The 23,110-nt window shown below is 74.0% G+C and carries 14 protein-coding genes, 3 tRNA genes and 1 pseudogene; 10 read left to right on the top strand and 8 right to left on the bottom strand.

Annotated elements, in window-relative coordinates; genetic code table 11:
• The first annotated feature begins 124 nt into the window (after window positions 1-124).
• The 8 genes and pseudogenes from ACFVXH_RS11220 to ACFVXH_RS11185 all read left to right on the top strand — a co-directional run bounded on the left by ACFVXH_RS11220 (window position 125) and on the right by ACFVXH_RS11185 (window position 10,474).
• On the top strand, window positions 125-2,485 hold the full coding sequence (locus ACFVXH_RS11220; RefSeq protein WP_387822359.1) for a hypothetical protein: 2,361 nt from the start codon (window positions 125-127) through the stop codon (window positions 2,483-2,485).
• Between the two features lie 82 nt (window positions 2,486-2,567).
• Window positions 2,568-4,082: a GT4 family glycosyltransferase PelF gene (pelF, locus tag ACFVXH_RS11215; protein WP_074001823.1), complete on the top strand. Its 1,515-nt coding sequence runs from the start codon at window positions 2,568-2,570 to the stop codon at window positions 4,080-4,082.
• Between the two features lie 150 nt (window positions 4,083-4,232).
• Window positions 4,233-5,765, top strand: coding sequence for a hypothetical protein (locus ACFVXH_RS11210; protein ID WP_380780620.1), 1,533 nt, complete (start codon window positions 4,233-4,235; stop codon window positions 5,763-5,765).
• A 159-nt stretch (window positions 5,766-5,924) separates the two neighbouring features.
• Window positions 5,925-6,917 (top strand): SDR family NAD(P)-dependent oxidoreductase, encoded by a 993-nt coding sequence (locus tag ACFVXH_RS11205; protein WP_117488606.1) that lies wholly within the window; start codon window positions 5,925-5,927, stop codon window positions 6,915-6,917.
• Window positions 6,918-6,992: 75 nt separating this feature from the next.
• Window positions 6,993-7,694: pseudogene (locus ACFVXH_RS11200) on the top strand (NDP-sugar synthase); the annotation flags it as partial.
• A gap of 125 nt (window positions 7,695-7,819) precedes the next feature.
• Window positions 7,820-8,737 carry an NAD-dependent epimerase/dehydratase family protein gene (locus ACFVXH_RS11195; RefSeq protein ID WP_387822353.1) on the top strand — a complete coding sequence of 306 codons (918 nt, stop codon included), beginning with the start codon at window positions 7,820-7,822 and terminating at the stop codon, window positions 8,735-8,737.
• Window positions 8,734-9,429 carry a spherulation-specific family 4 protein gene (locus ACFVXH_RS11190; RefSeq protein WP_387822350.1) on the top strand — a complete coding sequence of 232 codons (696 nt, stop codon included), beginning with the start codon at window positions 8,734-8,736 and terminating at the stop codon, window positions 9,427-9,429. Before ACFVXH_RS11195 ends, ACFVXH_RS11190 begins: the two co-directional genes overlap by 4 nt.
• 22 nt (window positions 9,430-9,451) lie before the next feature.
• The gene (locus ACFVXH_RS11185) at window positions 9,452-10,474 is read left to right on the top strand and encodes an endo alpha-1,4 polygalactosaminidase (RefSeq protein WP_387822347.1); all 1,023 of its coding nucleotides are present in this window, start codon (window positions 9,452-9,454) and stop codon (window positions 10,472-10,474) included.
• 54 nt (window positions 10,475-10,528) lie between these two features.
• Here ACFVXH_RS11185 and ACFVXH_RS11180 read toward each other — a convergent pair whose 3' ends face one another.
• The gene (locus tag ACFVXH_RS11180) at window positions 10,529-10,729 is read right to left on the bottom strand and encodes a hypothetical protein (protein WP_049650146.1); all 201 of its coding nucleotides are present in this window, start codon (window positions 10,727-10,729) and stop codon (window positions 10,529-10,531) included.
• Between the two features lie 143 nt (window positions 10,730-10,872).
• Here ACFVXH_RS11180 and ACFVXH_RS11175 point away from each other — a divergent pair, with 143 nt between their 5' ends.
• The gene (locus tag ACFVXH_RS11175; protein WP_049650145.1) at window positions 10,873-11,826 is read left to right on the top strand and encodes an aldo/keto reductase; all 954 of its coding nucleotides are present in this window, start codon (window positions 10,873-10,875) and stop codon (window positions 11,824-11,826) included.
• A gap of 97 nt (window positions 11,827-11,923) precedes the next feature.
• Here ACFVXH_RS11175 and ACFVXH_RS11170 read toward each other — a convergent pair whose 3' ends face one another.
• The 6 genes from ACFVXH_RS11170 to ACFVXH_RS11145 form a co-directional block, all read right to left on the bottom strand.
• Window positions 11,924-12,919 (bottom strand): C40 family peptidase, encoded by a 996-nt coding sequence (locus ACFVXH_RS11170; RefSeq protein WP_387822342.1) that lies wholly within the window; start codon window positions 12,917-12,919, stop codon window positions 11,924-11,926.
• A complete protein-coding gene (locus ACFVXH_RS11165; protein ID WP_387822339.1) occupies window positions 12,916-14,190 on the bottom strand; it encodes an SPFH domain-containing protein in 1,275 nt (424 codons plus the stop codon). Before ACFVXH_RS11165 ends, ACFVXH_RS11170 begins: the two co-directional genes overlap by 4 nt.
• A 194-nt stretch (window positions 14,191-14,384) precedes the next feature.
• Window positions 14,385-16,652, bottom strand: coding sequence for an Ig-like domain-containing protein (locus tag ACFVXH_RS11160; RefSeq protein WP_387822336.1), 2,268 nt, complete (start codon window positions 16,650-16,652; stop codon window positions 14,385-14,387).
• 352 nt (window positions 16,653-17,004) lie between these two features.
• Window positions 17,005-17,080, bottom strand: a tRNA-Arg gene (locus tag ACFVXH_RS11155).
• 34 nt (window positions 17,081-17,114) lie between these two features.
• Window positions 17,115-17,187 (bottom strand) — tRNA-Arg (locus ACFVXH_RS11150).
• A gap of 217 nt (window positions 17,188-17,404) precedes the next feature.
• Window positions 17,405-17,498, bottom strand: a tRNA-Ser gene (locus ACFVXH_RS11145).
• A 177-nt stretch (window positions 17,499-17,675) separates the two neighbouring features.
• On the opposite strand from ACFVXH_RS11145, the gene ACFVXH_RS11140 reads away from it, so the two are divergent.
• On the top strand, window positions 17,676-21,197 hold the full coding sequence (locus ACFVXH_RS11140) for a PAS domain-containing protein (protein WP_380744357.1): 3,522 nt from the start codon (window positions 17,676-17,678) through the stop codon (window positions 21,195-21,197).
• A 67-nt stretch (window positions 21,198-21,264) separates the two neighbouring features.
• Here ACFVXH_RS11140 and ACFVXH_RS11135 read toward each other — a convergent pair whose 3' ends face one another.
• Complete coding sequence (locus ACFVXH_RS11135) at window positions 21,265-22,926, bottom strand: long-chain fatty acid--CoA ligase (protein ID WP_387822332.1); 1,662 nt, start codon at window positions 22,924-22,926, stop codon at window positions 21,265-21,267.
• Window positions 22,927-23,110 lie beyond the last annotated feature (184 nt).

The raw sequence follows: 23,110 nt of genomic DNA, 5'->3' as shown, positions 1-23,110 counted from the left end.
CAATTGGTCCCTCGCACCACCGTCCCTCGACCAGGATGGGCCCGGGCAGCCTGCTGCCCGCGAACAGCTACACGGGCAGGCGAGCGCCGAGCAGCGTGACGCCTGCACCAAGGGGAGGATCACCATGGGTCGAGCGACCCGAAGAGTCGCCGCGTGCGCGGCGGCAGTCCTGCTGGCCAGCGGCTTGCAGACCACCCTGGCCCACGCCGACGCGGCGCCGCCCAGGATCGACCTCACCGTCCTGGTCGTCGACGACGGCGGCCCGTCCGTCGCTGCCATCACCGCCGAGTTGAAGAGCCAGGGCACGCCCTACAAGGTCATCAGCCTCAATGACCCCAACCGCCCCGTCATCAACTCCGCTTTCCTGAGCGACACGCTGAACGGCCAGCCCCGCGGGAAGTTCCAGGGCATCGTGCTGCCCAACGAAAACCCCTTCCCCAACAGTGCCACCGAGATGACGGCGATCGCGACCTACGAAGCCGCATTCAACGTCCGCCAGATCGACGCGTACACGTGGGCCAACCCGGCGGTGGGGCTGAACTACGCCCAGAATCCCGGATTCGTGGGCACTCTCGACGGATTCCAGGGCGCCACCACGGCGGCCGGAACTTCGGGCCCGTTCGGGTACCTCAAGGGCAGCGTCCCGTTCGAGGACAACGACCCGAACGTCGGCGAGAGCTACGGCTACCTGGCCACTCCGCTCGCCAGCCTGCCGGCCGGCGCCTCGTTCGTCCCGCTGGTCGACGCGCCGATACCCAACACGGCCAGCCGCGGTTCGCTGGTCGGCGAGTACACCCACGACGGCCGCAAGGAACTGGTCGTCACGTTCGTCTACAACCAGTACCAGCAGCAGTACCGGCTGCTGGCCCGCGGCATGGTCGACTGGCTCACCCAGGGCGTCCACCTCGGCTACGACCGCAACTACTTCGCCACCCACGTGGACGACGTCTTCCTGGCCGACGACCGCTGGGACACCGTGCTCAAGTGCACCCCCGGCGACGTCACCTGCCCGCCCGGCACCCCGGACACCGCCAACCCGATCCGGATGACCGTCGACGACGCCAACCACCTCAAGCAGTGGCAGGCCGCCAACAACTTCACCCTGGACATGGTGTTCAACGGTGGCGGCAGCGAGGACTGGAAGGCCGACCACCAGACCACGGTGGACCCCACGGCGAACCAGATGATCGCCGACCAGAGCAACTACCGGTGGGTCAACCACACCTACACCCACCCGTACCTGGGCTGCGAGCAGAACGTCACCGTGGTGCCGTGGGTCTGCGCCAAGAACACCGCGGGCGCCACCGTCTGGGTCGACCAGAACACCATCTCCTCCCAGATCAAGACCAACGCCGACTGGGCCACCGCGAACGGCCTGGGCTTCGACCCGCAGTCCCTGGTCACCGGCGAGCACTCCGGCCTGCTGACCGCCCCGCAGGAGACCAGCGACAACCCGAACCTGGCGCCGGCGCTGGCCGCCAACGGCATCAAGTTCACCGCCAGCGACGCCTCCCGCGAGACCGGCCAGCGGCCCGTCGGCGCCGCCCTGACCGTGCCGCGGTACCCGATGAACGTCTTCTACAACGCCGGTACGGCGAAGGAGGAGGCCGACGAGTACAACTGGATCTACACCAGCAAGGCCAACGGTGGCAGCGGCGTCTGCGAGAACAACGCCAACTCCACCTGCCTGCCCCAGCCGCTGGACACCACCACCGGCTACCAGTCGTACATCGTGCCGCTGGAGGCCCGGATCGACCTCGGCCACGTGCTGAGCAACGACCCGCGGCCGCACTTCGTGCACCAGTCGAACCTGTCCGAGGACCGCATCCTGTACCCGGTGCTGGAGAAGATCCTCGGCACCTACCGCTCGCTGCACGCGGACAGCGCCCCGATCGTGAACCTGAGCCAGCGCGAGATCGGCCAGGAGTTCCAGCGCCGCGCGGCCTGGAACACCGCCCTCGCCTCCGGCCAGGTCACCGCCTACCGGGTCGGCAGCACCGTCACCGTCAACGCGCCGTCCGGCGTTCAGGTCCAGGCCACCATGCCGACCGGAACCGCTCAGAAGCTGGCCATCGGAACGGGCGGGTTCGGTTCGTCCTACGCCGGTACCCTCTCGGGTTGGGTGTCCCCGGGCGCGCTGCAGAGCAGCGTCACCCTGCAGCTGCCGTCCGCGCCGGCCGCCCCGGCCCCCGTCGCGCCGGGCGTCGCGGCCAAGTCCGTCCCGGCCCCGGCGCCGGCGGACAAGAAGGTCGTGCCGCAGGGTGTCGCCACCCCGGTCCCGGTGGGGCCGAGCGACACCACCCGCAAGCCCGCTCCGTCCCTGGTCCCGGGTAGCGGAACCCCGGTGCCCGGCAAGGATGTCCTCGCTGGCACCATCGGTCAGGGCGGCAACGGCCACGACGACAAGGTTGCGACAAAGAACGGCAAGGCCTCTGGGGGGACGGCCACGCCGAGCAGCACCACCGGACGCTCCGGCAACCGGTAACCGGTAACCAGCACCACCCGCCACGGCTCCCGTTCCGGTCATCCAGGCCGGAACCTACGCAAGAACAGGAGGGGGGACAGGAATGCGCGTCACCCTGCTCACCGAGGGGACGTATCCGCACCAGCACGGCGGCGTGAGCGTCTGGTGCGACCAGCTCGTTCAGGGCATGCCGGACGTCGAGTTCGACGTCATCGCCGTCACCGGAACCGGCCACGAGCCACTGGCCTGGGAACTGCCCGCCAACGTACGGTCGGTCACCACCGCGCCGCTGTGGGGGCCCGCCTCGGAGGGCCGACCGCCCCGCGGCAAGGAGATGCGGCGCTTCCTCAACGCGTACGAGCGCTTCCTGCACTCCATCCTCGACCCGGTCTACACCACCCACTTCGGCACCGAGCTGTACAACTTCGCCGACCTCGCCCGGCACGGGCTGCTCAGCCCGGCGCTGCGCAGCGAGCGCGCGCTGCGCACCCTCCAGCAGGTCTGGACCCGCGACTACCTGCCGACCGCCGTCTCCCGGCCCACCCTGCACGACGCCCTGAACGCCACCGACCTGCTGGAGCACGCCCTGCGGCCGCTCTCGGTCGAGCCGCCCAAGGACGGCGTCGCGCACGCGGCCAGCGGCGGCCTCGCCACCCTGCCGGGGCTGATCGCCGCCCAGCAGTACGGCGTACCGTTTCTGCTCACCGAGCACGGCATCTACCTGCGCGAGCGCTACCTCGGCTACCGCACCGGCCCCTACCGCTGGCCGGTCAAGGCGCTGCTGCTCGGCTTCTACCGGATGCTCGCCGAGGAGAGCTACCGGCAGGCCGCCCTCGTCACCCCCGGCAACCGGTACAACCGGCGCTGGGAGGAGCGCGGCGGCACGCCGTCCTCGCACATCCGCACCGTCTACAACGGGGTGGACCCGGCGGCCTTCCCGCCGGCCGGCCCCGAGCCCGAGACGCCGACCCTCAGCTGGGCCGGCCGGGTCGACCCGATCAAGGACCTGGAGACGCTGATCCGGGCCTTCGCCATCGTCCAGCGGGAGATCCCCGAGGCGCGTCTGCGGCTCTTCGGCGGCACCCCCAAGGGCGGCGAGGCGTACCGGGACGGCTGCATAGCCCTGGCCGCCGAGCTCGGCATAGCCGACTCGGTGGCCTTCGAGGGCCGCGTCGCCGACATCACCGACGCGTACGCGGCGGGCAACGTGGTCATGCTCTCCAGCATCAGCGAGGGCTTCCCGTTCACCCTGATCGAGGCGATGTCCTGCGGCCGCGCGACCGTCTCGACCGACGTCGGCGGCGTGCGCGAGGCCGTCGGCGACACCGGACTGGTCGTCCCGCCGCGCGAACCCGAACCGATGGCGGCCGCCGCGATCGAGCTGCTGCGCGACGCCGAACGGCGCGCCCGGCTCGGCGAGGGCGCCCGGCTGCGGGTGATCGAGCAGTTCACCCTCCGCCAGAACATCGACGGCTTCCGCGGCATCTACACCGAGCTCCTGGGCACCGCCCGCTGGATGCCCGGCGGCATGGTCGCCGTCACCGACCAGGTCCCCAGCCCCGACTGGGACCAGCAGCTGGCCGCCGCCCGCCCCGAGCCGAGCGAGGTCGGCGCGTGAACGGGAACGGCGACAGAACCATCGAGAGGCGCGTGTCCCGCTCAGCGGCCGCCGAGCACAGCGAGGTGGACGCGTGAACGAGCGCAGCGAGCGAACCATCGAAAGGCGCGTGTCCCGCGAAGCGGCCGCCGAGCACAGCGAGGTGGATGCATGAGCGGTCCGTTGCGACTGATTCCGGGCGAGGCCGGCCCCGACCAGACCGTGCAGCTGCGCGCCCTGCCGCTCAAGCGCCGCCGTCCCGCCCCGTCGGAGCAGGAGCCGGAGCCGGAGCCGGATGACTCGCTCTACCTCCCCGCGGACCCGCTGGACGAGCTCGCCGAGCGCCTGCGCGACGTCTGCGCCGACGCCGTCCACCCGTACGAGATCGCGGCCTTCCTGGAGTCCGACGGCCTGTCGGACGAGCAGGCCGCCCTGCTGTACGGCCGCCCCGACGCGTTCACCGTCGCCGAGGAACTGTTCGAGAAGGTCGAGCGCCGCTACCCCGGCCCGAGCTCCGAGTTCGCCAACCCCTGGCGGGCCGACCCCTGGCGCTGCGTGGTGCGCGGCCTGGTGTTCGCCCTGCCGGGGCTCGGCTACCTGCTCGGCGCCAACCTGTTCGCGACCACCCGGATGCGCTTCGGCCTGCCCTCGGGCATGCTCGCGCTGTCCGTCGCCACGCTGGTCAGCTGGGGCTTCAACCAGGCGCTGGCGCACCGCTCCTACCGCTGGCTGGGCCGGCTGCGCCGCCGCGAGGCCGCGGTCTGCCTGGCCGTCGGCGCCCCGGTCGGCGCGCTGGTCGCGGCGGCCGCCGCGTACGTGGTCGGCGGGCCGCTGGGCGCGCTGTGCTTCGCCGCCGGGCAGTCCTGCTACCTGGGCGCGGCGACCGTGCTGCTGGTGCTCGGGCGGGAGAAGTTCCTGCTGCTGGCGCTGGCCCCGGCCTCGGTCGGCGCGGGCGTGGTGCTGGCGGCGGACGTCCCGCAGCCGGTCCGTACGGTCGTGCTGCTCGTCTCGCTGGTGCTGGCGGTCGGACTGGCCGTCCGGGAGCTGCTGGTCTGCATCCGCGGCGGCGAACGCGAGTCCGTCGAGCTGAGGCTGCCGGTCCGCCAGGAGGTCCCGCACCTGCTGTTCGGCCTGGCCTGCGGCGCGCTCACGCTGATCGCCGGCCTCGGCGGGACGATCCACCAGGCCGTGCAGTCCGGCGGCCTCCCCGCGCAGGCCACGTCGACCACCCCGACCGGGCCGGCCATGATCGCGCTGACGCTCAGCCTGGGCCTCGCCGAGTGGCTGCTCTTCCGCTACCGGGCGATGGCGGTGGCCGCGTTGCGCACCAGCCACACCAGCGGCCAGTTCACCCGCCGCACCGGCGGGATCCTGCTCGGCTGCCTCTTCATCTACCTCACCACCGTGGCCGCGCTGGACGCCGCCGCGACCGTGCTGTGGCCCGGCGCCCCCGCGCTCGGCGTGCCGCAGCTCGGCGCGATGCTGCTCCTCGGCGGCTCGCTCTGGCTGGCGCTGCTGCTGAACGCCTTCGGGTTCAGCTGGAGCACCGCCCTCGTCTGTCTGGCCGCCGCGGTCGCCGAGAGCGCCGGGCTGCTGGCGGGTGCGGACCCGATCGTCCTGCAGCTGATCGGCTGCGGGACGGCCGCCTTCGTCCTCACCGCACTGGCCGGGCCCGCGCTCGGCCGCACCACCCAGCACCGCTGAAAACGCACCACCCAGCACCGCTGAACACATCGAATATCCCGCACGCCTCCTTCGCGTGCACCGCCGTACCCGTTCCACCTGAGACACCCACCGGGCCAACGGCGGCCGGCCACCCCAGTGCGTCCGGCCGCCCCGGCAGATCGAGAAAGCGACATCCGCATGAGCAGCGTTGCGGTTACCGGAGCCGAGGGCTTCATCGGCTCCCACCTCGTCGAGACCCTGGTCGCCGACGGGCACCACGTCCGCGCGATGGTCCAGTACAACTCGTTCTCGTCCTTCGGCTGGCTGGAGACCCTGTCCGAGGAGGTGCTGGACTCGGTCGAGATCGTCCTCGGCGACGTCCGGGACCCGGGCTCGGTCAACGGCCTGGTCAAGGGCACCGAGGCGGTCTACCACCTGGCCGCCCTGATCGCGATCCCGTACTCCTACCGCGCCCCCCACTCGTACGTGGACACCAACGTCACCGGCACCCTGAACGTGCTGGAGGCGGTGCGCCACCAGGAGATCCCCCGCCTGGTGCACACCTCCACCAGCGAGACCTACGGCACCGCGCAGACCGTGCCGATCACCGAGGACCACCCGATCAACACCCAGTCCCCGTACGCCGCCTCCAAGGCCGGCGGGGACCGGCTGGCCGACAGCTACCACGCCAGCTTCGAGACCCCGGTCGTCACCCTGCGCCCGTTCAACACCTTCGGCCCGCGCCAGTCGATGCGCGCCGTCATCCCGACCGTGATCGCCCAGGTCGCGGCCGGCCAGACCGAGATCACCCTCGGCGACCTGCGCCCGACCCGCGACTTCACGTTCGTCAAGGACACCGCCAACGCCTTCCGCACGGTGGGCACCGCGCCCGCCGACACGGTGGTCGGCCGGACCTTCAACGCCGGCACCGGCGGCGAGATCTCGGTCGGCGACCTGGTCACCCTGGTCGGCAAGCTGATGGGCGTGGACCTGGTGGTGAAGGAGGACGAGCAGCGCATCCGTCCGACCAACTCCGAGGTCATGCGCCTGGTCGCGGACGCGACCCGGCTGCGCGAGGCCACCGGCTGGGCCCCGAACTTCAGCCTGGAGCAGGGCCTGGAGCAGACCATCGAGTTCTTCCGCGACCCGGCCAACCTGGCCCGCTACAAGACCGACATCTACAACGTCTGACCCGCCCCGACCGATCTTGCTCGTCCTGGTAACCAAGGTTCGTGTCCTGCACATCCTTTCCGTGGGGGAAACACCATGCACGCAGTGATCCTGGCCGGCGGTAAGGGCGTCCGTCTCCGCCCGTACACCACCGCGCTTCCCAAGCCGCTCGTCCCGATCGGCGACCAGCACGCGATCCTGGAGATCGTGATGCGCCAGCTCGCCGCCGCGGGCTTCCAGAGCGTCACCCTGGCCATCGGCCACCTCGGCCACATCATCCGCGCCTACGTCGGCAACGGCTCGCAGTGGGGCCTGCGGGTCGGCTACGCCGTCGAGGACAGCCCGCTCGGCACCATGGGCCCGCTGCTCACCATGCAGGAGCGCCTGCCCGAGCACTTCCTGGTGATGAACGGCGACATCCTGACCGACCTGGACTTCGCCGGGGTGCTCAAGCACCACGAGGCGTCCGGCGCCCCGCTGACCATCGCCACCTACGCCCGCCAGGTCAAGATCGACTTCGGCGTGCTGACCTCCGAAGAGGGCACCATCACCGGCTTCCAGGAGAAGCCCAGCATCGACTACCGCGTCTCGATGGGCGTGTACGGCGTCTCCCGCTCGGCGCTGGCCAAGTACACCCCCGGCCTGCCGCTGGGCTTCGACGAGCTGGTGCTCGACCTGCTGGCCGCCGAGACCCCGCCCGCCGCGTACGAGTTCGGCGGCTACTGGCTGGACATCGGCCGGCCCGACGACTACGACCGGGCCAACGCCGAGTTCTCCACCATCCGTCCGGTCCTGATGCCCTTCGAGTCGAGCGGCATCACACCGGGTGTCGCGGAGCTGCCGATCCCGGCCGCCCGCACCGCCCCGGACGACGCGACCACCGAGCCCGCCACCGCGGGCGCCGAGAGCGACGGACGGGCCGCGTGAGAATTCTGCTCCTCGGCGGCGACGGCTTCCTCGGCCGTCACGCCACCGCCGTCCTGCGGTCAGTGCCCGGTGCCACCGTGCTGACCGCGGGCCGGCGGCCCGCCCACGACCTCCGGCTGGACCTGGCCACCGCCCAGGCCGGCCCGCTCGGCGAGGAACTGTCCGCGCTGGCCCCCGACGCGGTGGTCAACTTCGCCGGCGCGGTGGCCGGCAGCGCGGTCAAGCTCGCCGAGGTGAACGCCCGCGGCCCGGCGGTGCTCTGCGAGGCGCTCTCCCTCGGCGCCCCGAAGGCCCGCCTGGTGCACATCGGTTCGGCCGGCGAGTACGGCGTCTGCGCGCGGGGCGAGTCCCTCGCCGAGGACGCCGACGCCCGCCCGGTCGGCGTGTACGGCGCGACCAAGCTGGCCGGCTCCCTCGCGGTGGCCGGCTCGCCGCTGGACGCCGTGGTGCTGCGGGTGTTCAACCCGGTCGGCCCCGGCGCCCCGGCGGGCTCGCTGCCCGGGCGGCTGGCCGCCGAGCTGCGCCGGGTGGCGCCCGAGGGCGCCGACGGCGTGATCACGGTCGGCGACCTCTCCGCCTACCGCGACTTCGTCGACGCCCGGGACGTGGCGAAGGCGGTCGGCCTGGCCGTCACCGCCGACCGTCCGCTCCCCCGGGTGCTCAACCTGGCCTCCGGGCACGCCCGGCAGGTCCGGGCGATCGCGGACGGGCTGGTCGCCGCGGCCGGCTTCACCGGCCGGATCGACGAGAGCGGGGCGGGCTCCGAGCGCTCGGCCGCGGTCTCCTGGCAGCAGGCCGACGTGTCGGCCGCCGACCGGGAGCTCGGCTGGCGGCCGGAGACGGACCTCGCCGACACCCTGCGCGACCTGTGGCTCGGCGCCGCCGGGCCCACGCCCGACCCGGTGGTCGCATGATCGCCGGGCACACCCCCGACGGCCGCCTGCTGGTGCCGCTGTACGTCCACCCCGCGGTGGACCCGGCGGCCTGGCAGGCGGTCGCCGCCGCCGACCCCGCCCGGATCGCCGCCGTCGTGCTCAACCTCGCCGACGGTCCGGGCGAGTTCCCGGACCACGTCTTCGCCGAGGCCGCCGACGAACTCCGCGCCGCCGGACTGCCGTTGGTCGGCTACACCGACACCGACTACGGCCGCCGGCCGCACGCGGCCGTGGTGGCCGACATCCTGACGTACCGTCAGCGTCACGGCATCACCGGCGTCTACCTCGACCAGGTCTCCACCCACCCGGGTGCGCTCGCGCACTACCGGCGGCTGGCCACGGCCGCCCGCGCGGCCGGCTGCGGCACCGTGGTGTTCGGCCACGGCGAGCACCCGGACCCTGGCTACGCCGAAGTCGGCCTGGCCGACCTGCTGGTGACCTTCGAGGGCGACTGGGACGCCTACCGCGCCATGACGCTGCCGCTGTGGACCGGCCGGCACGCGGCCTCCCGCTTCTGCCACCTGGTCTACGACGTCCCTTCCGAGCACGCCCAGGACGCCGCCGCCCTGATCGCCGCCCGGCGAGCCGGCGTCGGCTGCGCCGTACCGGGGGCCGGGGAGAACCCCTGGCGCACCCTGCCGTACGGCCTGAACGCCGCCGAACTGACCTGACCCGATCCGGAGTCCGACTACCGTGAACCGCCGCAACCACCGGCACCTCCCGGCCGCCCTGGCCCTCGCCACCGCCACCGCCCTGCTGGTCAGCTCGTGCAGCAGCTCGGGATCGGAGGACGACCAGGACTCGGCCGACGGCACCCCGAGCAACTCCCCCGCGGCCACCGCGCCGAGCACCCCCGGCACCCCCGACCCGAGCACCACCGAGCCGGGCACGCCGACCCCCGCGCCCACCGCTCCCGGCACCACCGCACCCGCCCCGGGCACGCCCGGCAGCAGCACGCCTCCCGGCACCCCGCAGGGCACCGGCACCCCGCCGGGCAACCCGGCACCGCCGGCCGGCGCCCGCTGGCAGCCCACCCCGGGCCTGGCCTGGCAGTGGCAACTCGGCGGCGGCGTCGACCAGTCGGTGGACGTCCCGGTCTACGACATCGACGGCTTCGAGAACGACGCCTCGGTGGTGGCCGCGCTGCACGCCAAGGGCCGCAAGGTGATCTGCTACATCAACGCCGGCTCCTGGGAGGACTTCCGCCCCGACTCCGCCGCCTTCGCCAAGTCCCTCCAGGGCTCGGACACCGGCTGGAAGGGCGAGAAGTGGTTCGACATCCGCAAGCTCGACCAGCTGAAGCCGCTGATGGCCGCCCGCTTCGACATGTGCCGGAGCAAGGGCTTCGACGCCGTCGAGCCGGACACCATCGAGGCGTACAACCAGAACAGCGGCTTCCCGCTGACCCCGGACGACCAGCTCAAGTACAACCGGATGCTGGCCCAGCTCGCCCACGAACGCGGCCTGGCCATCGGCCTGAAGAACGACCTGGACCAGATCCCGGCCCTGCTCCCGGACTTCGACTTCGCGGTCAACGAGGAGTGCGCGCAGTTCGACGAGTGCGACCGGGTCGCGCCCTTCGTCAAGGCGGGCAAGGCGGTCTTCCACGTCGAGTACAAGCTCGACACGGACCAGTTCTGCGGCAAGGCCAAGTCGCTGGGCTTCAGTTCGATGCGGAAGAAGCTCGAACTGAACGCCTGGCGCAAGCCCTGCTGAGGTGTTCGTCTTCCGTCGCGCGGGTGACCCGGACGAGGGTCACCCGCGCGAAGGTCACTTGACCGCCAGCCAGACGACGGCGCCCAGGACGACCAGCACGACGACGGCGACCAGCGCGATCACGCCGGTGCGGCCGCTGCTCTTGCTGCTGCCGTAGGTGGAAACGTTGCCCGGGGCCTGGGGCGCCGGGCTCTCGTCGACGAACGCCCGGAACATCTGGGTGCTGCCGGCGGGGTCGTAGTCGTTGTCAGCCATGGCACGGACTCTAACGAATCGGCCCACCTCGGGCACACCCCGGACCCCCGTCGCGCGGACCACACCACCCTTCCGTGCAACAGCCTCGTGAAGACCGCGGGGTTCCCGGAATGCCGGGCCGGGCCATGGGGTTGACTGCCTTCATGACCGGAAACCACAGCCGGGTGAGCCTCGGCACCTCCGACCTGTCCGTCTTCCCGCTCTCCCTCGGCGGCAACGTCTTCGGCTGGACGGCCGACGAACAGCAGTCCTTCGCCGTCCTGGACGCCTACGCGGCGGCCGGCGGAAACTTCGTCGACACCGCCGACGTCTACTCCTCCTGGGCCCCGGGCAACACCGGCGGCGAGTCCGAGACCGTCCTCGGCAACTGGCTGCGCAGCCGCGGCAACCGCGAGGACGTCGTGATCGCCACCAAGGTCGGCATGCTCGCCGAGCGCGGTGGCCTGGGCGCCGCCAACATCAAGGCCGCGGCCGAGGACTCGCTGCGCCGCCTGGGCGTCGAGCGGATCGACCTCTACTACACCCACCGGGACGACGACACCCCGGTCGAGGAGTTCGTCACCGCGCTGGACGAGCTGGTCCGCGAGGGCAAGGTCCGGGCGGTCGCCGCCTCCAACATCTCCGCCGAGCGGCTCACCGAGGCGCTGGCCTTCGCCGAGCGCGAGGGCCTGGCGAAGTACGTCGCCGTCCAGCCGCACTACAACCTGGTCTCGCGCGGCACCTTCGAGGGCCCGTTGGCCGACGTGGTCGCCGAGCACGGCCTGGCCACCGTCCCGTACTACGCGCTGGCCTCCGGCTTCCTGACCGGCAAGTACCGTCCGGGCGCCGACGGCGTGGCCAGCGCCCGCGCCGAGGGCGCCGCCCGCTACCTGGCCGAGCCGCGCGGCCCCAAGGTGCTGGAGGCGCTGGACACCGTCGCCGCCGAGCAGGGGGTGGAGCCCGCCTCCGTCGCCCTGGCCTGGCTCGCCGCCCGTCCGACGGTCGCCGCCCCGATCGCCAGCGCCCGCACCGTCGAGCAGCTCCCGCCGCTGCTGGTCGGCGCCACCCTGCAGCTCACCCCGGAGCAGACCGCCCTGCTGGACGCCGCCTCCGCCTGAGCCCACCCGGCACCGCGGCCGCTCCGAACGCGGTCCGGGCCCCGACAGCGGCGCGCTGTCGGGGCCCGGTACGGCCTTCGCCGTTACGGCCGCGCGGTCACGGCCGCCCGAAGTGGGTGGGGTAGTAGCCCTGGCTGAGGGTCGAGATCCGGACGGTCGTGCCCGGCCGGGGAGCCTCCACGAACTTGTTGCCACCGAGGTAGATCCCCACGTGGTGGATCCCCGAGGCCCGGCCGCTGTCGGACCAGAACACCAGGTCGCCGCGGCGCAGCTGCCCGGCGCTGATCGGCGTGGTCGCCGCGTACTGGTCGTCGGCCACCCGCGGCAGGCTGATCCCCGCGCGCCGGTAGGCCTGCTGGACCAGCCCCGAGCAGTCGTAGCCGGACGGGCCGTTGCCGCCCCAGACGTACGGCTTGCCCAGCTGGGCGAGCGCGTAGTCGATGGCCGACTCCATGCTCCCGGAGGCCGGTGCGGGGTTCGCCGACGGACGGCTCGCGGGGGGCGCGGGCTGCGCGGGGGTCCGGGCGGAGCCGCCGGACTGCCCGGTGCGGCTCGCGTAGACGTCGTAGTGGCTGGTCCAACGCCACTCGCCGCTGCCGTTCTTGAACCAGTACTTCGAGCCGTCCCAGCCCTGGCGCACCCCGGCGGAGGAGGCCGAGCCGTTGGAGACGGCCTGAGCGGAGGAACCGGAGGAGCCGGCGGAACCGCCGGACTGCCCGGTGCGGCTCGCGTAGACGTCGTAGTGGCTGGTCCAACGCCACTCGCCGGAGCCGTTCTTGAACCAGTACTTCGAGCCGTCCCAGCCCTGCTTCCCGGCCGCGGCGTGCGCGGATCCGGCGCCGGCCGTCAGGCCGACGACGCCGGCGCCCGCCAGCACGGTGGTGGCCAGGCAGGTGCCCCGCACGGCCCGGTGTATTCGGCTGCCGCCGGCCGCCGCCGCGGAGCGGGCGGTGCGCGGCCGGACGACGCAGTTCGGGCAGCCGCAGCCCGCGAGCGCGGGGATGCTGCCGAGGCGCTCCTCGAAGCCGATCAGTCCGGGATCGCCGTCGGGGCCGATACCGGACTCGGCGTACGCGCCGGTGGCTATCCTCATGCGGGTCGTCCTTCCTTCCGCCCGGCACGGGCGGCCGGGGACGGTACCGAGGCGGCCACTCCGGCCGGGGCGACGAAGGCGACCAGCAGCTGCTCCATCAGCGCGCTGCGGGCGGCCTCGTCCAGTTCGTGCGCGGTGGCCCGCTCCAGCCGGCGGACGGCGAGCGCCGCGGCCTCGACCGCGTCGTCCACCAGCACCGTGCGCAGGCCCGCGTCCAGGTCGGCCAGTCTGCGCCGGCGCATCGACTCGGCCACCTCGGGCGCGTAGTCCAGGGCCAGCGGCTGCACCGAGTAGACCTCCAGGCCGGCCGGGGCGACCTCGGCGGCCAGCGCCCTGGTCATCTCGTCGGCGAACCACTGCCCGTCGCGCAGCGCGGGGCCGGGCGCGGCGTTGCTGTCGCAGGGCAGGGTGGACGCGGTGCGGGTGAGCACGGCCTGGACCTGCTCGCGCAGGTAGCTCTCGTGGTCCTCGATCGCGAGCAGCGCCCGCGCGGTGTCCTTGACCCGCCAGACGATCAGCAGCCGGACCACGATCGGCGTGCCGGTGCGGTCCACCACCTTGACCGGCTCGCTGCGCCAGTGCCGCAGCCGCACGTCCACCCGGCGGCGGCGCAGCAGCGGGTTGACCCAGACCAGGCCGGTCCGGCGGACGGTGCCCCGGTAGCGGCCCCAGCGGGTCAGCACCCGGGTCTCGCCGCCCGCGTTGGCCAGCAGCCCGGCGAGCGTGAACACCACCAGCAGGCCGGCGGCGGCCACTGCGGCGATCCACGGCGCGTCCACCTCCACCCGGCCGCTCTCCCGCGCGGCGCTGCCGCGCAGGTCGGGCAGCGCGTCCCAGTACGGGATGACGCTGGTGCGCAGCAGCACGAGCAGCACGCCGCCCACGCCGATCAGCACCGCCAGCAGGGCCAGCCAGCCGGGCAGCGCGGTGGCGCGCTGCTCGCGCAGCGCCTGGTCGGCGCGCGGCGGGCGCCGGGAGGTGGTGGCGGTCAGGGCCCCGGCCACCATGGGGTCCGGGAGTTCGACGGTCTCCGGGGCGGCCGACTCCAGCGGGTCCCGCAGGTCCGCCGAGCCGCCGTGGGAGGGACTCGGGACGACGGCCAGCGGGGTGGTCGCCGGACCGCTGTCGGCCGGGCCGCCCGGCTTGAGGGTCTTGACGGCGGTGGTCCCGGCCAGCGGGCCGGAGCCGACGGCGGAACGTTCCGGCAGGGCCGGCGGGAGCGCCTTGGGCAGGTTGTCGGGTCGCTGCGAAGAATCGCGGGTGACGTCCATGCACGGATCCTCTGGGTCGGTGTGTCGCGCAACGGGCGGCCCGGATCTGACGGGCAGTGCCAGGGTCAGGCTAAGTTCATACGTCATCAAATGCGACATTTGAGCCGAGGTGTGTCGACATTTACTGACGAATCATCCAAAGCCGACCTGACGCGCAGGCACATGAACTGATGGTCGGGACAGTTCGGCGCAGTTCAGCGCCGAGGAGCACCTGGCCTGCGGGCGAACACCCGACGGGTGATCAGCCCGAGGCCGGTGAGCACCAGCAGGAATCCGGCGATTCCACCGCGCCAGCCGGCCGCCCCGGACCGCCCGGACGCGCCCTGCGCGGTCTCCACCGGCGGCGCCGCCAACGGCGGAACCGCGGGCCCGGCGGGCCCGGCGGAGTCGACCGGGTCGGCGGCTCCGGCCGGTGAGGGCCCGGGCCTCACCGCGACGACGGCCGCGGCCGGGGCGCCGTGGCCGGTAGCGGGGGCCGGCGTCAGGCTCGGGGAGAAGGCCTCGGCGGTCGAAAGGGTCGGGACGACGGGCCTGGTGGAAGCGGCGGACGCGGCCGCCACGGTCTTCGCAGGCCCGGGAGTCGCCCTCGACGGCCCCGCCGACGGGCCCGCCGACGGACCGGAGCCCACCGGACTCGCCGTCACCGGCCGTGCGCCCACCGACGGAACGGCGACCGGCGCCCCCGCGGGCGCCGCCACGACGGACGGAGTCGGCGAGGCCACCGCCGCACCCTGGGCGCTCGGGCTCGGCTCGGCGGGGCCCGGGGGCACCGCCGCCGCACCGGACGCCACCGGAGTCGGCGACCCCGGCCTCGCCGCCACCGGGCTCGCTGCCGAACTCGACGCCGACACCGCCGCCGTCGGGCTCGACGCCCCCGGAACCGAAGCCGAAGCCGTCGCTGTTGCCGTTGCCGTCGCACTCGGAGCCGCCGCACTCGGCAGTACCGAACTCTGCACCGCCGCACTCGGCACCGCCGGGCTCGACGCCCCCGGAGCGGGCGCCGCCTCCGTCGTGGCGACCCGTACCGGCACCGGCTCCGCCGAGGCCGCGTTCCCCGCCCGGTCGGTCGCCGTGACGGTCAGCCACTGCTCCCCGGCCGCCAGGTCCCGGTTGGCCGTGCAGCTCCAGCTCCCGTCGAACGCCGTCGTCGCCCCGCAGAGCACCGTCCGCCGTTCCGGCTCCGCGCCCGCGTCGGCCCCCGTCGTGACCAGCACGTCCGTGCCCGGATCCGCCCGGCCGGCCAGCTTCGGCCGGCTGACCCGCACGGTCTCCCCCGGGGCCGGCGAGGTGAGCACCGGCCGGCCCGGCAGGGCGGTGGAGACGACCACCGGGACCGGCAGCCCGGCCGTCCGGTTGCCCGCCCGGTCGACCGCGACCGGGGTGAGCAAGTGCTTCCCGTCCGTCAGGTCCTCGACCGGCAGGCAGGACCACGCGCCGCCCGCCGGCACCCCGGTGATGCACAGTTCGTCGCTGGAGCCCTCGTCGAGGACCGAGACGGTGCTGCCCGCCTCGCCGGTGCCGGTGAGCCGGAGCCCCGGGTCGTTGGTGTACGCGGGGACGGTGAGCGTGGGAGCGCCCGGCGGCACGGTCTTCACGTCGACCGTGACCGGATCGCCGCGCAGCACCACGCCGCCGCCGGTGGTCTCCACCGGGGTGAGGGCGTGCGGACCGACGGCCAGCTCCGTGCCGGGGCGGCAGGACCAGTCACCGCCGCTCCCGACCTCGGTCCGGCAGAGGACGGTGTCGCCCTCCCGGACCTCCACCGTGGCGCCGGCGACCGCGCCGTGGCCGCTGACCTGCGGGCGGGCGTCGGCGAGGACGGCACCGGCGACCGGCTCGGCGATCTCCGGCCGGGCGGCGCCGACGGTCAGCTCGATCCGCTGGTCGGCGGCCTGTCCGGAGTCGGCGAAGCCGCCGGAGGAGACGAGCTGTCCGGCGTCGCGGCCGATCCGCAGCCGGGCCCAGGTCTCGCCCGAGGCCGCGCCGGGCGGGACGGTCCACTCCAGGGTCGCGGTGGCGGCGCCGACCGGGATCTCGGTCTGCACCCGCTGGGCGGGGTCGAACCGGCCGGTGCGGCCGAAGTCGATCCAGCCGGCCAGGGTGGCGGGCCGGTCGCCGACCGCGACCGGGACGGTGAGCCGGTAGTAGCGGCCGATCGCCGCCTCGGTGGGGAAGGGGAAGGCGATCGACGCGTCGGCGCCGCTGCGGCCGGTGCGCGCCGGGGCGGTCGCGCCGGCGCCCAGGAGGAGGTCGGAGGCCACGTGCGTGGCGGTGCCGTACTCCTGCGGGGCGGCGTCGAGGTCGACCCGGGCCGGGAGCCCGGAGGGCGGCACCGCCCGGTGTTCGGCGGACCGGGTGTCGGGGGACTGCAAGGCCGCCGCGAGCGGGACGTTCCACGCGGTCAGCAGCCCGCTCGCGAGGACGGCCAGGGCGACAGCCGTACGGGGAAACTGTCGGCTCATCCGGCTCTCCTTCGCGGTCGGCTGCCGGGGGGTGGGCAGTCTGCACAAGATCCGACAAAAAGGAATCACGATCCTGGGCCGGTCATACTGCGACACCGGTGCTTTTGGCCGTGTCCCACCCGTTCGGCGGTCATCCGGGCGGCAGGACGGGATGTACCCGAAACGGCTGCATTTCATCCATTAGGCGGCAATCGGCACCACCCGAACGGACGCGGGAATGGCACCTCCAGGCCCATTCGGCGGGCCCCGGCCTCCGGGACGCGGCCACCCACCCGTGGCCTGTGTTCGAATCACTCGCCGGGCACGCCGGGGAAACGGAGAAGCCCCCGGCCGGTGGCCGGGGGCTTCTCGATGGTGCGCTCAGCAGGATTCGAACCTGCAACCTCTTGATCCGTAGTCAAGTGCTCTATCCGTTGAGCTATGAGCGCAAGGAACGGGCGAACCCGATCTTGCGGAGTTGAGTGCGCTCAGCAGGATTCGAACCTGCAACCTCTTGATCCGTAGTCAAGTGCTCTATCCGTTGAGCTATGAGCGCTCGCCCTGGTGAACGTTGCCGCCGGGGCGTTGCGGGGACAACATTACATGACCTGCGGCGTAGGACGAAATCGGTTGTTCCGGGCCCCGCCCGACCCCTCCCGACCTCCTCCCGGCCCCGCCGGGGCCGCGCTCCGGGCCGTCCCGGACCGCAGCCGGACCGCAGCCGGGAACGCGAAGAGCCCCCGCCGACGAGATCGTCGACGGGGGCTCCCGACTGGCGGAGGCTGAGGGATTTGAACCCTCGATCAGGAATAACCCCGAAACCGCATTAGCAGTGCGGCGCCATAGACCGGACTAGGCGAAGCCTCCCCACAGGGATCGTACCCGCGCGAGCGGAGCCGTTCCGTGTGTCAGTGATGATGCCACAACCGTGGGGCTCGGCACCAACCGCCGCCAACGTTACTAGGCGGGTCGACTCCGCCGCAAAGAAGAATGAGATACTGCCGTCTCCGGAGGAGCTGCCCCGAGCCGAGGAGACCTGTCGACGTGAGCAGCAGGCCGATCCGAGGCGCTGCTCGCCTCGCCGCCATACTCGACGCCCTGCCCGACGCGTTGCTGCTGGTGAACAGCAACGGCACCGTCGTGGACGCCAACAGCGCGGCGGTCCAGGCGTTGCAGGCGCCGGGCACCTCACTGGTCGGCATGGGCGTGCTGGGTCTGCTGCCCGAGTTCGACCCCAGCCGCATCCCCGGCTCGATGCGACCGGCCACCCGCGACGGCGACGCCCTCGACCGCCCGGTCCGGATGACCGCCCACCGCACCGACGGCACCACCTTCCCGGTCGAGGTCTCCGGCAACGACTTCGCCGACGACGGCGACGGCCGCGGCTACGCGCGCTCCCCGTACGACTCGTACCGCGAGAACTCGCCCTCCTCCTCCGACCTGCTCCTGCTGCTGGTCCGCGACCTCTCCGGCCGGCTGGGCGTCGAGGCCGAGCTGCGCCGCCAGCACAAGCAGACCGAGATGATCCTGCGGGCCGCCGCCGAGGGCGTGCTCGGTGTGGACCTCGAAGGCCGCTGTGTGCTGGTCAACCCGGCCGCCGCGCACATCCTGGAGTACCGGGCGAGCGAGCTGGGCGGGCGCGAGCTGCACCCGCTGATCCAGCACTCCCGGGCCGACGGCACCCCGCTGGCGCTGGAGGAGTCGGCGCTGCTGGACACCCTCACCTCCGGGCGCAAGCACCGGGTGCGCGGCACCGTGCTGTGGCGCAAGGACGGCCGGCCGGTCACCGTCGACCTCACCACCGCCCCGGTCCGGGACGGCGACCAGCTGGTCGGCGCGGTGATGACCTTCACCGACCGCAGCCGCGAACTCGCCCTGGTCGCCCGCAACGAGCACCTCACCGCCGTCCTGGAGAGCGAGCTGGGCAGTGCCCTGAACGCGCTGAACGAGCGGCTGGACGCGCTCGCCGCCGACCCGGCCGGCCAGCTCTGGCCGGAGGCCAACTGGACGCTGCGCCGGCTGGCCGCCGAGTGCCGCCGGTACGGGAAGCTGATCGACGGGGTGCTCGACCACCAGCGCTGCGAGGCCGGCGAGAGCGGCGCCGCCGAGGCCAAGGACGGCAAGGACGGCAAGGAGCCCAAGGCCGGCGCCAAGGACGGCAAGGACGGGCCGAAGGCCGCGTCCCGGGTCCCGGTCGGCCTGGACAAGGTGGTCCGCCGGGCCGTCGAGGAGGCCGGCGAGCTGGTCGGCCCCGGCCGGGTGCGGTTCTCGGTGCACGCCGCCGCGGTCGAGGTGATCGCCGACGAGCGGCGGCTGGCCCAGGCGCTGGCCCACCTGGTCGCCGACGTCAGCGGCGTCGGACTCTCCCTGGACGCCCCCGTCGCCCCCTCCCCCGGCCTGACCGTGCCCGGGCTGAACGGCGCCGCCGCGCCCGCGCTGCCGCCCGCCCCCGAGCCGCCGACCGTCGTGCTGGCCGCCGCCCAGCGCGGCGAGGTCGCCCGGGTCGAGATCCGCGGCCCCGGCGTCGGCGGCAGCCCCGTCCACCTGCCGATAGCCCGCGCGGTGGTCGAGCGCCACGGCGGTGTGCTCCAGCCGCACGAGCTGCCCGGCAAGGCCGGCACCACGTACGTCGTCGAGCTGCCGCTGGACCCGGTCGCCGCGAAGGCCGCCGCCGAGCGCGCCGCCGCCGAAGGCCGCTCCGACCGGCCCAAGGAGAGCGACAGCGCCGTCCTGCCGGAGCTCCCGGGCATCCCGCAGCTGCCCAGCAGCGGCGAGGGCGCCGAGCCCGCGGCGGCCGACGAGCAGCCCGCTTCCGAGACCCCCGAGGCCGCCGCGGCCCCCGCCGCGGAGCGGGCGCCCGCCGAGGAGCCGCCCGCCGAGCGGCGCGGCCGCCGCGGCCGCCCGGCCGCCGAGACCCCGGCGTCCGACACCCCCGACGCCCCCGGCGTCCCCGGTGCTCCCGGCAACCCCGACATCCCGGCCGACCAGTGGCCGAACGCCCCCGCCCGGGTCGAGCGGGCCGTCCCCGAGCAGTGGAACGGCACCGGCAACGACCCCGCGTACGGCCGCCAGGGCCTGGCCGGGCCGAACGGCGCCCAGAGCGACCCGTGGGGCAAGGACGACGGCCGCTCCGGCCCCGCCTACGCCGTGCCCGTCGAGGGCCACCGGGCGCAGCCGAACCGCCCCGGCGGGCGCGAGCCGCTCGCCCTCGGTCCGGCCCCCGCGCCCGCGCCCGCCGCCCCGGACGGCACCCCGCCCGGCGGCACCCCGACCGCCGAGGCGGCCCAGGAGCAGGCCTCCGGCGAGACCAGGCACCGCCGCCGCCGCGCGCTGCCCTCGGCCGAGGAGTCCTCCGGCGGCTTCGCCCTGCCCGGGGCGGCCGACACCCCGGTCTACCCCGGTCTGGAGCACGCCCTGCCGGCCGGCCCCGCGCCCGCGCCGCCCGAACCGGCCGCCGCCCCGACCGGGCGCCGCCGCCGGCTGGCCGTCCCGCCGGGGCCCGGCCCGGACGCCCTGGTGAACGCCTCCGGCCCGTCCGGACAGGGAGGCCAAGGAGGCCAGGCCGGCCAGGCGCAGCCCTCCCCCGGCACCGCGCTGGCGCCCGCCCGGGCCGCGCTGCCCGCCGCCGAGGAGCCGTCCGGCCCGCGCCCGGTCGGCACCGGACTGGGCGAGCTCGCCCCGCCGCGCCAGCTCGGCCCGGTGCCCGCCGCCGCGCCGCAGCCGCCCGTCCCGGCCGACGCCGCCCGGACCGCGCCGCGCCCGATGGCCGAGCTCCCGCCCGCCGAGGAGCGGCCCGCACCCGAGCAGCCGTCGGCCCCGACCGGCGAGCTGGCCAACACCCGTCGGCTGCTGGTCTGGCCCGAGCCCGACCCGGCCACCAAGCAGGCCCTCCAGGCGCGCGGCTACCTGCCGGTGATCGTCCGCTCCCGCGAGGAGGTGGACGCCCAGGTCCCCGGCTTCCCCGCCGCCCTCTTCGTCGACCCGCTGACCGGCCCGATCACCCGCACCGCGCTCCAGTCGCTGCGCACCGCGGCGCTCAACCGCCGGGTCCCGGTGCTGGTCACCGCCGGCCTCGGCCAGGCCACCCGGGACGCCGCGTACGGGGCCGACCCGGCCGTCCTGCTGCGCGCCCTCGCGCCGCGCGACGGCGAGCAGCACGCCCCGCGGGTGCTGCTGGTCGAGGGCGACCCGGACATCGCCGCCGCCATGATCAGCAGCCTGGAGCGGCGCGGCATGCACGTCGAGCACGCGGTGGACGAGAACGACGCGGTGGCCCGGGCCAGCAGCGTGCAGCCCAACCTGGTGGTGATGGACCTGCTGCAGATCCGCCGCCGCCGGGTCGGCCTGCTGGACTGGCTGCGCGCCAACGACCGGCTGCACCGCACCCCGCTGGTGGTCTACACCTCGGTGGACCTCGACCCGCGCGAACTGCCCCGGCTGCGCACCGGCGAGACGGTGCTGTTCCTCGCCGAGCGCTCGACCAGCGAGGACGTCCAGTCCCGGATCGTCGACCTGCTCGGGCGGATCGGCGCGATGGGCGAGGCGGGCGTCGCCGCCGCCGGCTGAGGCACGCCGAACACGTGGAAGGGCCGGCCGCCCCCGTTCGTACGGGGGCGGCCGGCCCTTCGCGCGGTCACTCCTTGCCGAGCACCGTGACGTCCAGCTCCTCGGCCGCGTAGCTGGCCCGGATCACCTTCTTGTCGAACTTGCCGACCGAGGTCTTCGGCACCGACTCCACGATCGACCAGCGCTCCGGCAGCTGCCAGGAGGCGATCCGCTCGCCCAGGAAGGCCCGCAGCTCCTTCAGCCCCGCGGTCGCGCCCGGGCGCAGCACCACGGTGGCCAGCGGACGCTCGCCCCACTTCTCGTCCGGGACGGCGACCACGGCGGCCTCGGCCACGTCGGGGTGGGCCATCAGGGCGTTCTCCAGCTCGACCGAGGAGATCCACTCGCCGCCGGACTTGATGACGTCCTTGGCCCGGTCGGTGAGGGTCAGGTAGCCGTCGGCGGTGATGGTGCCGACGTCGCCGGTGCGCAGCCAGCCGTCCTCGGAGAACTTGTCGTCCGGGCGGACCGGGTCCTGGCCGGCGCCGCCGTAGTACGCCCCGGCGATCCACGGGCCGCGCACCTCCAGCTCGCCCGCCGAGACGCCGTCGTGCGGCATCCGCTCGCCGCCCGGGCCGATCAGCCGGGCCTCGACGGAGGCCGGGAAGATGCCCTGGGTGATCCGGTACGGCCACTCCTGCTCGCGGGTGAGGCCGCCCGGCGGCTGGGCGAAGGAGCCGAGCGGGGAGGTCTCGGTCATGCCCCAGGCGTGCAGCACCCGGATGCCGTGGCGCTCCTCGTAGGCCTTCATCAGGGAGGGCGGACAGGCGCTGCCGCCGATGACCACCATGCGCAGGCTGGAGGTGTCGTAGTCGCCGGCGTCGAGCTCGCCCAGCAGGCCGGCCCAGATGGTGGGGACGGCGGCGCTGACGGTCGGGCGGACGGCCGCGATCATCTCGGCCATCGGCTTGGGCTGGAGGAAACGATCCGGCATGAGCAGGTTGGCGCCGGACATGAAGGCCGCGTGCGGGATGCCCCAGGCCTGGACGTGGAACATCGGGACCACCGGCAGCGCGGTGTCGCTCGGGGTGAAGGCGAAGTTGTCGCCGGTGTTGACCTGGAGGCAGTGCAGGTAGACCGAGCGGTGGCTGTAGAGCACGCCCTTCGGGTCCCCGGTGGTGCCGGAGGTGTAGCAGAGGACGGCGGCCTGCCGCTCGTCGATGTCGCGCTGCCACGGGTACTCGGTGGGCCGGCCGGCGATCAGCTCCTCGTAGTCGTGCACGCCGCCCGCGAAGCCGGCCAGCACCGAGCGGTCGCCGGGGCCGCTGACCACGATGTGCCTGAGGGTCGGCGCGAGGTCCGGCAGGACGGCGGCGAGCAGCGGCAGGACGCTGCCGTTGACGATGATCACGCGGTCGGCGGCGTGGTTGACGATGAACGACAGCTGCTGGGACGGCAGCCGCAGGTTCAGCGTGTGCAGCACGGAGCCCGCCGAGGGGACGGCGAGGTACGCCTCCAGGTGCTCGGCGTTGTTCCACATCAGCGTCGCTATGACGCTCTCCTCGGTGCACCCGAGCTCGTCGCGCAGCGCCCAGGCGAGCTGGGCGGCGCGGGCGCCGACCTCGGCGTAGGTCCGGACGACCGGGCCGGTGCCGTCCCAGGTGGTCACGGTCGAACGGCCGTGGACCGTGGACCCGTGCTCCAGGATTCGGGCGACGGTGAGCGGAACGTCCTGCATCGTGCTGAACACGGGTCCTCCTTGACCTGGCGGCACTGGGGGCTGCGCTCGCGGCACCTACCGGGCGGTAATGCGCGCGGACGTGCCCGATTGTGCCGCTCCCACCCCCTGCTGTCAGTATCCCGGCCCCGTTGCGCGGATCACGGATTCGTCCCGGTTCCGCCCCCGGCCCGCTCCCCGCCCTGGGCGGGGAGTG

Origin of the sequence: Kitasatospora sp. NPDC058184 (genome assembly GCF_042883725.1) — a bacterium.
Lineage (GTDB): Bacteria > Actinomycetota > Actinomycetes > Streptomycetales > Streptomycetaceae > Kitasatospora.
Note: the sequence above shows the minus strand (reverse complement) of the source record. Positions and strands in the feature narration are given on the sequence as shown.